The following is a 12,668-nucleotide window of genomic DNA, read 5'->3' as shown; positions in this document are numbered from 1 at the left end:
AGACTACGACCGTTGCCAGCGGCGCACGGGCAAATGCCACGCACCGGTAGAGCCGTGCCACGCTCGGCTGCGCTCCCTCTCGAGACTACGACCGTTGCCAGCGGCGCACGGGCAAATGCCACGCACCGGTAGAGCCGAGCCATGCTCGGCTGCCTTCCCGCCTCACCCCTTGAACCGCAAGCCCACCCCAGGCTCGGTGAACAGGTACCGCGAATCCAGCGCCGAATCGCCCAGCTTGTGGCGCAGCTTCCCCACCAGGATGCGCAGGTAATGCGTGTCGTGCTGGTGCGTCGGCCCCCAGATTTCCTGCAGGATCTGCGGCTGGGTCACCACCCGCCCGGCATTGCGCAGCAGCAGCGACAACAGCGCGTATTCCTTGCGGGTCAGCGCCACCGGCGCGCCGTCCAGGTGCACTTCGCGCCGTACCAGGTCGATATGCAGGTGCCCATCGTCGAACTGCGGCAGCACGCCCTCGGTGGATACCGTGCGCGAGCGCAGCAGCGCCCGCACGCGCGCCATCAGCTCCTGCGTGCCGAACGGCTTGGTCACGTAGTCGTTGGCGCCGTTGTCCAGCGCCCGTACTTTTTCGGTTTCGCTGGCGCGCACGGTGAGCATGATCACCGGCACCTGGCTCCACTGGCGCAACTCGGCCAGCACCTCGTGCCCCTCCATGTCCGGCAGCCCGATATCCAGGATCACCAGGTCCGCACTCTCGCTCACCAGCGCTTCCAACCCGGCCTGGCCGGTGGCGGCCTGCAACACGCGGTAGCCCTGCGCGCGCAGGCTGATGTCGAGGAAGCGGCGGATCTGCGCTTCGTCATCGATCACCAGCACGCGGGCCGGGGGCACGCCTTGGGTCGGGTCAGGATTCGTCGTTGTCATCGGCAGGGTGGGGTTGCAGCAGGGGCAGCGTGATGCGGATCAGGGTACCGCGTCCGTCGCGCCCCGGCAGCGCCTGCACGCTGCCGCCATGCGCGCCGATCATGCCCTGGCAGATGGTCAGGCCCAGGCCGGTGCCGTGCCGGCCACGATCGCCGCGCTCCACGCTGTAGAACATGTCGAAAATGCGCGCGCGCTCGTCATCCGGGATGCCCGGGCCGGCGTCTAGCACGTCGATGCGCAGCTCGCCTTCCACCAGCCGCGCCTGCACTTCCACCGCCGCGCCGGGCGGGGAGAACTTCGCTGCGTTCTCCATCACGTTGAACACCGCCTGCTCCACCAGCGCCGGATGCACCCAGATCGGGGCCAGCGTGGCCGGGATATCGAGTTTGAGCTGAACCTCCGGCTGGTAGCGCTGCAGCCGTCGCGCGGCCGAGCCCACCAGCTCGTCCACGCCGATCCAGTCGCGGTTGATCTGCAGGCCTTCGTGGCCGAGCCGGGTCATGTCCAGAAGATTCTGGATGTAGCGGTCCAGCCGCTCGCCTTCCACCAGGATGGTGTCCAGCAGGGCGCGGCGGTCCTGCGCATCCATCGCATCGGCATAGCTGCTCAGGCTGTCGGCCGAGCCGATCATCGCCGCCAGCGGCGAGCGCAGGTCGTGCGACACCGAGGACAGCAGCGCAGAACGCAGCCGCTCGGTCTCGTTGCTCACGTGCGCCTTTTCCAGGTCGGCCACCAGCTGCGTGCGCAGCGCGGCCTGGGCGATGTCATCCACCATCGCTTCGGCCAGCTGCCGCTGTTCGGGGGTGAGGCGCGGTGCATTGCGGGCAAAGCGCATGCCGGCCACGCCGATGGCGCGGTCGTCGCCATCCAGCAGCGGCAGGAACCACCATTCCGCGCCGGCCAGCGTGTCGGTGAAGCGGCCGCTGGGCTGGCCGTGGCGCCGCGCCCAGTCGGCGGCGGCCAGGTCGGTGTCGCCCGGCGCGGCGCTGCCGCTGGTGCTGGTGTCCTGGCCGATGCGCAGCCAGGCCGGTGCGTCCATCGCCTGTTCCAGCGCCTCGCGCCCGGCCTGCGCTACTTCTTCATTGCTGGCCGCGCGGGTCAGCTGCCGGCCCAGCGCCTGGCGCGCATTGGCGTGGCGGTTGGACGCGCGCAACGCCACCACCTGCATGCGCAGCCGCGAGGCCAGCCGGCCGGCCACCAGTGCGGCAGCCAGGAACAGGAACACGGTGATCACGCCCTGGCGCGCGCTGATCGCGAAGGTGAAACGCGGGGCGATGAAGAAGAAGTTGTAGGCCAGGAAACACAGCGCGGCGGCGACGACCGCAGCACTGGTGCGGCTGCGCGCGGCCACCATCACCACTGCCACGATGAACACCATCGACAGGTCGTACAGCCCCACCCAGCGCTCGGCGACCAGCGCCACCAGGCAGGCCAGCGCGGTGGCGCCCACCGCCAGCAACGTGTCCTTGCCGGTGCTGCGGGTGGGAATCGTCAGCCCGGCCCGGCGCGCGCGCGCGCGCGCCTGCGGGGTGCCGATGATGGTGATCTCGTAATGCGCACCGCGCTGGATCAGCTGCTGGGTGAGGGTGCGGTTGAGCATCCGCGCGAACGGGCGCTCGCGGGTGCGGCCCAGTACCAGCGTGGACACGCTGTTGTGCGCGGCATGGTCCAGCAGCGCATCGGCGATGCTGGAGCCGTGCAGCAGCTCGGCTTCGCCACCGAGGCGGCGGGCGAGGGCGAAGGCGGCATCGATCTCGCGCCGGGTGTCTTCGTCGTTGCGTCGGCCCTGCACGGTCACGACCGTCCACGGCGCATCGCGGCGCTCGGCGATGCGCCGTCCCACGCGCACCAGGTACTCGCTCTGGCCACCGCCATCGATGGCCACCAGCACGCGCCGGCGCAGCGGCAGGTTGGCCTCGCCACGCGCAGCGCGGGTTTCGCGCAGGCTGCTGTCCACGCGGTCGGCCGCTTCCTGCATGGCCAGTTCGCGCAACGCGGTCAGATTGGCCGGTGAGAAGAAGGCCTGCAGGGCTTGCGCGGCCTGCTCGGGCACATACACCTTGCCCTGCTGCAGGCGCTCGATCAGTTCGCGCGGGGGAAGGTCCACGAGCACGATGTCATGCAGGCGGTCGAGCACCGCATCGGGCACGGTCTCGGTGACGCGCACGCCGGTGATGCGCATCACCACATCGTTGAGGCTTTCCAGGTGCTGGATGTTGACCGTGGTCCAGACATCGATGCCAGCTTCCAGCAGTTCTTCCACATCCTGCCAGCGGCGCTCGTGGCGGCTGCCGGGCACGTTGCGGTGCGCCAGTTCGTCCACCAGCACCAGCGCCGGGTGGCGGGCCAGCACCGCGTCCAGGTCCATCTCGCCCAGTACGTGCTGCTGGTAGTCGCGCTGCACCAGCGGCACCTGCGGCAGGCCCTCCAGCAAGGCGGCGGTCTCGGCGCGGCCGTGTGTCTCCACCAACCCCACCACCACATCCACGCCGCGGCGCAGTTGTTCGTGCGCGCGGCTGAGCATGCTGAAAGTCTTGCCCACGCCCGGGGCGGCACCGAGGAACACGGTGAGCTTGCCGCCCGCTTCGCGTTGCAGGCGTTCAACCAGGGCATCGGCCTGGCGGGTACGTGGGTCGCTCATGGGTGGCGATTGTGCACCGGCCGATGCGATCCCCGCATCACGGGGTGGCCTTGAGGTCATCCAGCGCCAGGTTGAGCGTCATCACGTTGACCCGCGGCTGGCCGAACACGTGCCACTGTGGGCCGAGCGTGTTGGCCTTCACCAGCGCCGCCACGCGCTCGGCCGGCAACCCGCGGCTGCGTGCCACGCGGGCGATCTGCAGGTCCGCGGCCGCTGGCGACAGCTCCGGGTCCATGCCCGCACCCGACTGGGTCACCAGGTCGCTGGGCACCTGCGCGGGGGCCACGCCTTCGCGCACGGCCACTGCGGCGATGCTGGCCTGTACGCGTTCCTGCAGCGCCGGGTTGGTCCGGGCCAGGTTGCTGCCGGCGGCCGCCATCGGGTCGTAGTTGGCTGCCGACGGACGTGCCTGGAAGTAGCCATCGCCAGTGAACGGCTGCGCGATCAGCTGTGAGCCGCGCACCTGGCCATCGCGGATGAGCAGGCTGCCATCGGCCTGCGCCGGGAACAGCAGCCGGCTGGCACCGGTGGCGGCCACGGCATAGGCCAGGCCGAGCAGCAGCAGGCTGACCAGGCCGAGCATCAGCGCCGGACGCCATGCGCCGTGCTGCTGCAGGGTGGCCGTCCGCGCGGCAGGGGCGCGCGCGGCGCGGGGCAGGGAGGTTGCAAGTGAGCGGTTCATGCGCCGAATACCGAGACAAGGAAGAGGTCGATCAACTTGATGGCCGCAAACGGCAGCAGCACGCCGCCCAGGCCGTACACCAGCATGTTCCGGCGCAGCAGCGCGGTGGCCGTGGCCGGGCGGAAACGCACCCCGCGCAGCGCCAGCGGAATCAACGCCGGAATCACCAGCGCGTTGAAGATCAGCGCCGCCAGCACCGCGTTGCGCGGGCTGGACAGGTGCATCACGTTCAACGCCGCCATTGCCGGCAGGGTGGAGGCGAACAGCGCCGGCAGGATCGCGAAGTACTTGGACACGTCGTTGGCCAGCGAGAACGTAGTCAGCGCGCCGCGCGTGATCAGCTGCTGCTTGCCCACTTCCACCACCGCCAGCAGCTTGGCCGGATCCGAATCCAGATCGACCATGTTGCCGGCTTCCTTGGCCGCCTGCGTACCGGAGTTCATCGCCAGGCCGATGTCGGCCTGGGCCAGCGCCGGGGCGTCGTTGGTGCCATCGCCCACCATCGCCACCAGCCGCCCGCCGGCCTGCTCGGCACGGATGCGCGCGAGCTTGTCTTCGGGGCGTGCCTCGGCGATGTAGTCGTCCACGCCGGCTTCTGCGGCGATGGCGGCGGCCGTGAGCGGGTTGTCGCCGGTGATCATCACCGTGCGGATGCCCATCGCACGCAGCTGTGCGAACTTCTCGCGCATGCCGTGTTTGACCACGTCCGACAGCTCGATCACGCCCAGCACGTGGCGGCCTTCGCACACCACCAGCGGGGTGGCACCGTTGCGCGCCACCTGTTCGACGCGGCCCGGCAGTTCGGCCGGCACCGTGCCGCCCAGCTCACGCACATGGGCGCTGATCGAATCGGCCGCGCCCTTGCGGATGCGGCGGCCACCGTCCAGGTCCACGCCGGACATGCGGGTCTGCGCGGAGAAGGCCAGGTAATCGGCGCGCTCCGGCTCGGCCGTGGTGCAGCCCTGCTCGCGCGCCAGGCGCACGATCGACTTGCCTTCCGGGGTCGGGTCGGCCAGCGAGGACAGCAGCGCCGCTTCGCGCAGCTGCGGCGCGTCGATCCCGGCCAGGGCATGGAAGTGCGTGGCCTGACGATCGCCGTAGGTGATGGTGCCGGTCTTGTCCAGCAGCAGCACGTCCACGTCACCGGCCACTTCCACCGCCTTGCCCGACTTGGCCAGCACGTTGGCGGCCAGTGCCCGGTTCATGCCGGCGATGCCGATGGCCGGCAGCAGCCCGCCGATGGTGGTCGGAATCAGGCACACCAGCAGCGCGATCAGCAACAACGGGTCCACCCGCACGCCAACGAACGCACCGATCGCCGGCAGCGTGGCCACCACGACCAGGAAGGTCAGCGTCATCGCAGCCAGCAGCAGGGTCAGCGCGATTTCGTTGGGCGTCTTCTGGCGGTTGGCGCCTTCCACCAGCGCGATCATCCGGTCCAGGAAGCTGTGCCCCGGCTCGGCCGTGATCTTGACGATGACCTGGTCCGACAGCACCTTGGTGCCCCCGATCACGCCACTACGGTCGGTACCCGCTTCGCGCAGCACCGGCGCCGATTCACCGGTCACCGCCGCTTCGTTGATGGTGGCCAGGCCCTGCACGATTTCGCCATCGGCGGGAATCAACTCGCCGGCGCTGACGATCACATGGTCGCCCGGGCGCAGCTCGGCGGCCGGCACCTGGGTCTCGCTGGCACCGGCATGCGCAGTGGCCAGCCGACGCGCGCTCAGGTCCTGGCGGGCCCGCCGCAACGAGGCCGCCTGGCCACGCCCGCGGGCCTCGGCCACCGCTTCGGCGAAATTGCCGAACAGCACGGTGGCCAGCAGGATCGCGGTGACCGCCAGGCCGAAGCCCAGCGGCGCCTGGCCGGTCACGGTCACCAGCAGGCTCACCACGGTGCCGGCCATCACCACGGCCATCACCGGGCTGTGCAGCAGGTGGCGCGGCGACAGCTTGATCACCGCATCGCGCAGGGCGCGGCGCCAGCCGGCAGCATCGAGCAGGCGCTGGCGACGGTGGGAAGAAACGTTCAAGGGATAGGTACTCATGGGAGATGTACTCACGACATCAGGTCTCAGTGCAGCGTCAGCGACAGGTGGTCGGCGATCGGGCCCAGCACCAGCGCCGGCATGAACTGCAGCACGGTGAGGACGACGATCAGCGCGATCAGAGTGAGCGCGAAGGTGGGGGTTTCGATCTGCAGCGTGCCGGCCGATTCCGGAGCCCGCCGCTTGGCGGCCAGTTGCGCGGCCACGACCAGCGGGATGATCAGCACCGGGTAGCGGCCCAGCAGCAGCACCAGGGTGCAGCTCAGGTTCCACCACGCAGTGGCATCGCCCAGGCCCTCAAAGCCCGAGCCGTTGTTGGCGAACGCCGACACGTACTCGTAGAACACCTGGCTGATGCCATGGAAACCGGGATTGGACGTGCCGGTGATCGCCGGGATGGCCAAGGTCACCGCGGTGAAGCCCAGGATGGTGATCGGCTGCAGCAGCACCAGCAGCGCCAGCAGTCGAACCTGCGGGGTTTCCAGCTTGCGCCCGAGCAGTTCCGGGGTGCGCCCGGTCATCAACCCGGCAAGGAACACGCCCAGCATCAGGTACACGATGAACTGCTGCAGGCCGCAACCGATGCCGCCCCAGATCGCGTTGACCAGCATGTTGATCATCGGCACCGCACCGGCCAGCGGGCTGAGCGAGTCATGCATGCCGTTGACCGAGCCGTTGGACACCTGGGTGGTGATCGCCGCCCACAGGCCGGTGCCGTCGGCGCCGATGCGCACTTCCTTGCCTTCCATCAGCAGGGGGCTGGCCGCCGTGGCCGAATGGCCTTCCAGCCATACCGTGGCCGCCACCGACACGCTGGACATCGCCAGCATGCAGCCGAACACCAGCCCGGCCAGGCGCCTGCGCCCGGTGAACGCACCCAGCATGAAGATCACCGCGATCGGGATCAGCAGGATGCCGATCAGTTCCAGCGCGTTGGACAACGGGGTGGGGTTTTCCAGCGGCATCGAACTGTTGGGGCCATACCAGCCACCGCCATTGGTGCCCAGCTGCTTGGCCGCCACCATCGCCGCGACCGGCCCCAGCGGCAGTTTCTGCGCCTCCATGCCGGCGGCTGCATCGATCGGCGTCGCCTGCGGGCCGGCGGCCAGCGTCGAGGGCACGCCCTGGCTGGTCAGCAGCACCGCCCACAACAGGCACAGCGGCAGCATGAAGCGCACGCACGAACGCACCACATCGGCGTAGTAGTTGCCCACGTCCACGCGACGGTCCGCGCTCAGCCGCGCGGCCTGTTCGGCGTCCACGTCGTCCGGACGCGCACCGAACAGCGCACGCAGCGTGGCCACGACCAGCGCCAGGCCCATCATCGGCGTCACCACCTGCAGGCCGGTGATCGCGGTCATCTGCGAGAAGTAGGACAGCTGCGCCTGGCCGGAATAGTGCTGCTGGTTGGTGTTGGTCAGGAACGACACCATCGTGTGCAGCGCCGTGTCCCAGCGCATGTTGGGGATCTGGTCGGGATTGAACGGCAGCCAGGCCTGGGTCATGAAGACCGCCTGCACCAGCACCGCGATCACCACGTTGCTGAGCAGGAAGGCCATCACATAGCCACGCCACGACATGCCGCGCGCCGGGTTCACGCCCAGCAGCCGGTACAGCGGCTTTTCAATCAGCCCGAACAGCGCATCGCCACGCATCGGCGCGCCGCGCATCACCCGGGCCAGGTACAGCCCAAGCGGAAAGGCCAGCACGATGCTGGCCAGCAGGATCAACAGGATCTCGGTCATGGTCGGCTCCGGTCAGAACGCTTCGGGCCGAAGCACGACGTACAGCAGATAGGCGGCGGCGACGAGCACCAGCACGCCGCACACCAGGGAAAGCCAGGCAGGCATGGTCGTGGCCTCAAACGCAGGAAAGAAGGGCGGCGGTGCAGGGCGCACCGGCGGCAGGAAACACGGGCAGATACAGGCTCATGGGACGTCCAGGTGGAACCACTCCACGTCAGGCGCCCATCGTGGTCCTCACCGGCATAAAGGAGCCACGCCAAGGACCGCGCCCCAGCGTAAAAAGTGCATAAACAATCGTAGAGCCGACCATTGGTGGGCTGCTCCTGGCTGCCCCCGGCCATCCTGCACCCGGCCGGCCGGCCGGCCGGCCGGTCGTGCGGGCCGCTGGCCGGATCCTCATGAGCCTGGCCGGAGGTGCGATGAGCCCGGCGCTGGGCACGCCCCCCAGGCGACACCCACAAAAAAGGCGGCCAACCGGCCGCCTCTCTCTTCCACAGTGTCCGCCAGCTCACGCCCGCGGATCGGTCCCCACGCCCTTCAACAACCGATAACGCTGCAGCGTCTCCTCGATCTCCACGTCCAGGGCCTTGCGCTGCGCTTCGAAGGAGGCCTGCATGCGCCGCTGTGCCACCAGTTCGGCATGGCGCTGCTGGATGCTCTGGGCCTGCTTCTCGGCCACCGGCTTGCCACCCAGCTCGCGATCGCCGGCGGTGCCCAGCAGGCTCACCAGCGCATCGCGCAGGCTGGCCACGTTGTAGCGCGCAGTCTGCACGTTGTTGTCGATGATGCCGGTGCGTTCGGTGAACACCCGGCGCAGGTCATCTTCGTTCTCGTAAGTGGACAGCATCGCCTGCTCGGTACGCTTGCGGGTTTCCTCCGCGGCCAGGTCGAGCTGGCGCTGCGCGGCAACCACGGCCGCATCTGCCCGCTCTTCCTCGGTCAACGTGCGTTCGACCTCACCACGACGTACCCCGCTGGCCGCGCTGAATTCCTCACGCGCGCTGTTCACCGCGTCCTGCGGCAGCGTATCGCTGCAGATCCGCTCGGTGCCCTTGTTCCAGCAGTACAGCTTCTTCTGCGTGGCACCGCCCTTGGGCTGCGCCTGCGCCGACAGCGACGGCGTGGCCAGCAGCAGGCCGATCAGAATGGTCGTGGCAATCCGTGTGGACATGGTTGGCGAGCCCCCTGCTCTCAACGCGTAGGACGGCTGCCGTAGCGGGACCGATAGTCCTCCAGCGGCTGCCGGTACCCGACAAGTTCCGGATTTCCGGAGGCAAAATCAAGCAGGTCGGCCAGGGTGGCCACGGCCACCACCGGAATCCCGGCTTCTTCGGCCACCGACTGGGCCGCCGAGCGGCGGTCGGTTTCCGAGGCGATCTCCTGGCGGTCCAGCGCCACCACGATCCCGGCCGGGGTGCCGCCGGCGTCCTTGATGATGGTCAGCGCCTCGCGGATGGCGGTACCGGCGGTGATCACGTCATCGACGATCAGCACGCGCTTGCCATTCATGTCCGCGCCAATCAGGTTGCCGCCTTCGCCATGGGCCTTGGCTTCCTTGCGGTTGAACGTCAGCGGCAGGTCACGCCCGCGCTGGGCGAACTCGCAGGCGGTCGCGGTGGCCAGCGGGATGCCCTTGTAGGCCGGGCCGAATACGACGTCGAACTTCAGCCCGGTGGCCTCCACCGCATCGGCGTAGCAGGCCGCCAGCTGGACCATGCGCGCGCCCGAATCGAAGCGGCCGGCATTGAAGAAATAGGGGCTCAGGCGGCCCGACTTGAGGGTGAACTGGCCAAAACGCAGGGCGTCGGCGGTCAGGGCCAGTTGCAGGAAACGGTGGCGATGGTCGCTCATCAGGACTCTATTCAATTCATTTGGACCGCAAATCCTAATGCATGGGCGCTTTTTTCGCCCTCAAACCGCCTTCTGCGGCGCCGCGCGCCTGCTCCCGGTCCCTCCCGACGCTCGGCACTGGCGGCGCATTCCGGCGAGCCGGGGCGGGGTCTTCCCGGTATGCTTTCCCGGTTACCGTTCCAGACCCGGGTCAGCATGCGCATCATCAGTTTCAACGCCAACGGCATTCGTTCCGCCGCCACCAAGGGCTTCCTCGACTGGTTCCGCGCCCAGGACGCCGACGTGCTCTGCATCCAGGAGACCAAGGCCCAGGAAGACCAGCTGACCGACCCGATGTTCCGTCCGGACGGCCACCACTGCTTCTACCGCGACGCCATCACCAAGAAGGGCTACAGCGGCGTGGCCATCTACAGCAAGCGCGAGCCCGACCAGGTCATCACCTCGCTGGGCTGGGCCCCGTTCGACGATGAAGGCCGCTACATCGAGGCCCGCTACGGCAACCTCAGCGTGGTCTCCTTCTATATCCCGTCGGGGAGTTCGGGCGACCTGCGCCAGGGCTTCAAGTACGAGGTCATGGAGTGGCTGCGCCCGATCCTGGCCGAGTGGCTGGCCAGCGGCCGCGACTACGTGCTGTGCGGCGACTGGAACATCGTTCGCTCGGCGCTGGACATCAAGAACTGGAAGTCCAACCAGAAGAACTCCGGCTGCCTGCCGCCCGAGCGCGACTGGCTCAACGGCCAGTGCGCCGACGCCGGCCAGGCGCTGGACATCGCCGCCGGGCAGGGCTGGACCGACGCCTACCGCCTGCTGCATCCCGAAGGCCAGGATTACACCTGGTGGAGCAACCGCGGCGCGGCCCGGGCCAACAACGTCGGCTGGCGCATCGACTACCAGTTCGTCAGCCCGGGCCTGCGCGATCGCCTGCGCAGCTGCGCGGTCTACCGCGATGAGCGCTTCTCCGACCATGCCCCGTTCACGGTGGACTACGCCCCATGACCGACGCGGTCGCGCCGGTGTCCTACAAGGGCTGGGCCGGCATCAAGCGGGCCTTCGGCACACCGTCGGCGCTGACCATGGCTTTCCTCGGCTTTGGCAGCGGCCTGCCGTTCCTGCTGATCGCCTCGCAGACCCTGTCCACCCGGCTGCGGGATGTCGGCCTGGACCTGAAGAGCATCGGCCTGATCAGCCTGGCCAGCTTCTTCTACCTGATGAAGTTCGTCTGGGCGCCGCTGATCGACCGCTACGCCTTCCCGCTGGTCGGCTTCCTCGGCCGCCGCCGCTCATGGCTGCTGGCCTCGCAGATCGGCGTCACCGGCGGCCTCTTCGCGTTGGCCTTCGTGCGGCCCGAGCTGGGCATCACGCCGCTGGTGCTGTGGGTGCTGGTGGCTTCCTTCGCCGGCGCCACCCAGGATTCGGTCGTGGATGCCTACCGCATCGAGATCGCCCCGGAGAGCGCGCAAGCCGCGCTGGCGGCCACCTACACGCTGGGCTACCGCATCGGCCTGATCCTGGCCGGCGCCGGCGCGCTCTACCTGGCGCAGTTCGAAGGCTGGATCGTTGCCTACCTGGCCATGGCCTCGTTGATGTTGCTGCCCATCATCACCACGCTGGTCTGCCGCGAGCCGGTGCAGCCGGAGGTGCGCATCCAGCGCCGCATCGATGTCTTCGGTGCGTTCTGGCAGCCGATCAGCAGCTTCTTCACCACCAATGGCGTGGCATTGGCGTTGGGCCTGCTGGCCTTCGTGGGGCTGTTCAAGTTCCCCGACCAGGTGATCGGGGTAATGGCCGGTCCGTTCTACCTGGATTCGGGCTTCACCAAAGCCGATATCGCCACGGTGTCCAAGCTGTTCGGCGTATGGATGGGCATCAGCGGTGCCTTCCTCGGCGGCATCGCGATCGCCGCATTCGGCTTCCGCCGCATGCTGCTGGTCGCGGCCCTCGGCGTGGCGCTGTCCAACCTGGCGTTCCTGCTGATGGCGCACAACCCCGGCCAGCTCTGGGCGTTCTACGCGGCGCTCAGCGCGGACAACCTGTTCCAGGGCTTCGCCGGCACCGTGCTGGTGGCCTTCATGTCATCGCTGACCGACCGCAACTTCACGGCCACCCAGTACGCGTTGCTGGTGTCGCTGGCCAATCTGCCGGGCAAGTTCGTCGGAGGCGCCTCCGGCTACATCGTCGAGGCCACGTCCTACAGCACGTTCTTCATCCTCAGCGCCACCACCGTCGTCCCGACCCTGCTGCTGCTGGTCTGGCTGTGGCCGCGCATCCGCGATCGCAGCACCGCCTGATTCCCTGGCCGGTGCCGCGCCCGGTTGCCCGCCGCCGCGCGCTGGGCCATGATCAACCCCGTTGTGCCGTGGGGGCGGTGCTTGCCAACGGGGAGAACAATGGTCGATCTGCTGCTGCGGGATCTGGACCCGCTGTTGAACGAACGCATCCGGCGCGTCGCTGTCGCACGCGGCTGGACCCGTGAACACACCTGCGTGGTGCTGCTCGAACAGGGCCTGTTCGCGAGCGAACTGGAAGTGCGGAGCGGCTTCCAGAACCCCGAAGTAGACGCCCTGGCCGACGCCATCGCCGCCTTGCAGGCATTGCCGGACGCCCAAGGGCTGTAGCGCACGACAGGCAACCCATCCCCGATCCCGATCCCGATCCCGATCCCGTTCCCGTTCCCGATCCCGTTCCCGTTCCCGATCCCGTTCCCGATCCCGTTCCCGTTCCCGATCCCGGCCCCGGCCCCGAACCCGAACCCGAACCCGAACCCGAACCCGAACCCGAACCCGAACCCGAACCCGTTCCCGTTCCCGTTCCCGTTCCCG

The 12,668-nt window shown here is 68.7% G+C and carries 11 protein-coding genes; 3 read left to right on the top strand and 8 right to left on the bottom strand.

From position 1 onward, the window contains the following. Positions 1 to 162: 162 nt before the first annotated feature. The 8 genes from RTO53_RS16065 to pyrE form a co-directional block, all read right to left on the bottom strand. Complete coding sequence (locus RTO53_RS16065; protein WP_312238741.1) at positions 163 to 882, bottom strand: response regulator transcription factor; 720 nt, start codon at positions 880 to 882, stop codon at positions 163 to 165. Continuing rightward, on the bottom strand, positions 863 to 3,523 hold the full coding sequence (locus RTO53_RS16060; RefSeq protein ID WP_312238740.1) for a sensor histidine kinase KdpD: 2,661 nt from the start codon (positions 3,521 to 3,523) through the stop codon (positions 863 to 865). Before RTO53_RS16060 ends, RTO53_RS16065 begins: the two co-directional genes overlap by 20 nt. 37 nt (positions 3,524 to 3,560) lie before the next feature. Then, complete coding sequence (kdpC, locus tag RTO53_RS16055) at positions 3,561 to 4,205, bottom strand: potassium-transporting ATPase subunit KdpC (protein ID WP_312238739.1); 645 nt, start codon at positions 4,203 to 4,205, stop codon at positions 3,561 to 3,563. Then, positions 4,202 to 6,253: a potassium-transporting ATPase subunit KdpB gene (kdpB, locus tag RTO53_RS16050; protein ID WP_312238738.1), complete on the bottom strand. Its 2,052-nt coding sequence runs from the start codon at positions 6,251 to 6,253 to the stop codon at positions 4,202 to 4,204. The genes kdpC and kdpB overlap by 4 nt, the downstream gene beginning before the upstream one ends. A gap of 26 nt (positions 6,254 to 6,279) precedes the next feature. Beyond that, a complete protein-coding gene (kdpA, locus tag RTO53_RS16045) occupies positions 6,280 to 7,998 on the bottom strand; it encodes a potassium-transporting ATPase subunit KdpA (RefSeq protein ID WP_312238737.1) in 1,719 nt (572 codons plus the stop codon). 12 nt (positions 7,999 to 8,010) lie between these two features. Continuing rightward, positions 8,011 to 8,103: a potassium-transporting ATPase subunit F gene (locus tag RTO53_RS16040; RefSeq protein ID WP_017355708.1), complete on the bottom strand. Its 93-nt coding sequence runs from the start codon at positions 8,101 to 8,103 to the stop codon at positions 8,011 to 8,013. A 403-nt stretch (positions 8,104 to 8,506) separates the two neighbouring features. Then, positions 8,507 to 9,169: a hypothetical protein gene (locus RTO53_RS16035; protein ID WP_312238736.1), complete on the bottom strand. Its 663-nt coding sequence runs from the start codon at positions 9,167 to 9,169 to the stop codon at positions 8,507 to 8,509. 20 nt (positions 9,170 to 9,189) lie between these two features. Further along, positions 9,190 to 9,849: an orotate phosphoribosyltransferase gene (gene pyrE / locus RTO53_RS16030; protein WP_312238735.1), complete on the bottom strand. Its 660-nt coding sequence runs from the start codon at positions 9,847 to 9,849 to the stop codon at positions 9,190 to 9,192. Between the two features lie 195 nt (positions 9,850 to 10,044). On the opposite strand from pyrE, the gene RTO53_RS16025 reads away from it, so the two are divergent. The 3 genes from RTO53_RS16025 (at position 10,045) to RTO53_RS16015 (ending at position 12,464) form a co-directional block, all read left to right on the top strand. Further along, a complete protein-coding gene (locus tag RTO53_RS16025) occupies positions 10,045 to 10,845 on the top strand; it encodes an exodeoxyribonuclease III (protein ID WP_312238734.1) in 801 nt (266 codons plus the stop codon). Continuing rightward, positions 10,842 to 12,137, top strand: coding sequence for an MFS transporter (locus tag RTO53_RS16020; protein ID WP_312238733.1), 1,296 nt, complete (start codon positions 10,842 to 10,844; stop codon positions 12,135 to 12,137). The genes RTO53_RS16025 and RTO53_RS16020 overlap by 4 nt, the downstream gene beginning before the upstream one ends. Before the next feature lie 99 nt (positions 12,138 to 12,236). Then, on the top strand, positions 12,237 to 12,464 hold the full coding sequence (locus RTO53_RS16015; protein ID WP_312238732.1) for a hypothetical protein: 228 nt from the start codon (positions 12,237 to 12,239) through the stop codon (positions 12,462 to 12,464). The last annotated feature ends 204 nt before the right edge of the window (positions 12,465 to 12,668 follow it).

The organism is Stenotrophomonas sp. (assembly GCF_031995405.1).
Classification (GTDB): Bacteria; Pseudomonadota; Gammaproteobacteria; order Xanthomonadales; family Xanthomonadaceae; genus Stenotrophomonas.
Note: the sequence above shows the minus strand (reverse complement) of the source record. Positions and strands in the feature narration are given on the sequence as shown.

Bases quoted from the DNA above. Each gene is read 5' to 3' on its own strand.
- RTO53_RS16065 (WP_312238741.1), bottom strand. From the start codon at position 882: ATGACAACGACGAATCCTGACCCGACCCAAGGCGTGCCCCCGGCCCGC.
- RTO53_RS16060 (WP_312238740.1), bottom strand. From the start codon at position 3,523: ATGAGCGACCCACGTACCCGCCAGGCCGATGCCCTGGTTGAACGCCTG.
- kdpC (WP_312238739.1), bottom strand. From the start codon at position 4,205: ATGAACCGCTCACTTGCAACCTCCCTGCCCCGCGCCGCGCGCGCCCCT.
- kdpB (WP_312238738.1), bottom strand. From the start codon at position 6,253: ATGAGTACCTATCCCTTGAACGTTTCTTCCCACCGTCGCCAGCGCCTG.
- kdpA (WP_312238737.1), bottom strand. From the start codon at position 7,998: ATGACCGAGATCCTGTTGATCCTGCTGGCCAGCATCGTGCTGGCCTTT.
- RTO53_RS16040 (WP_017355708.1), bottom strand. From the start codon at position 8,103: ATGCCTGCCTGGCTTTCCCTGGTGTGCGGCGTGCTGGTGCTCGTCGCC.
- RTO53_RS16035 (WP_312238736.1), bottom strand. From the start codon at position 9,169: ATGTCCACACGGATTGCCACGACCATTCTGATCGGCCTGCTGCTGGCC.
- pyrE (WP_312238735.1), bottom strand. From the start codon at position 9,849: ATGAGCGACCATCGCCACCGTTTCCTGCAACTGGCCCTGACCGCCGAC.
- RTO53_RS16025 (WP_312238734.1), top strand. From the start codon at position 10,045: ATGCGCATCATCAGTTTCAACGCCAACGGCATTCGTTCCGCCGCCACC.
- RTO53_RS16020 (WP_312238733.1), top strand. From the start codon at position 10,842: ATGACCGACGCGGTCGCGCCGGTGTCCTACAAGGGCTGGGCCGGCATC.
- RTO53_RS16015 (WP_312238732.1), top strand. From the start codon at position 12,237: ATGGTCGATCTGCTGCTGCGGGATCTGGACCCGCTGTTGAACGAACGC.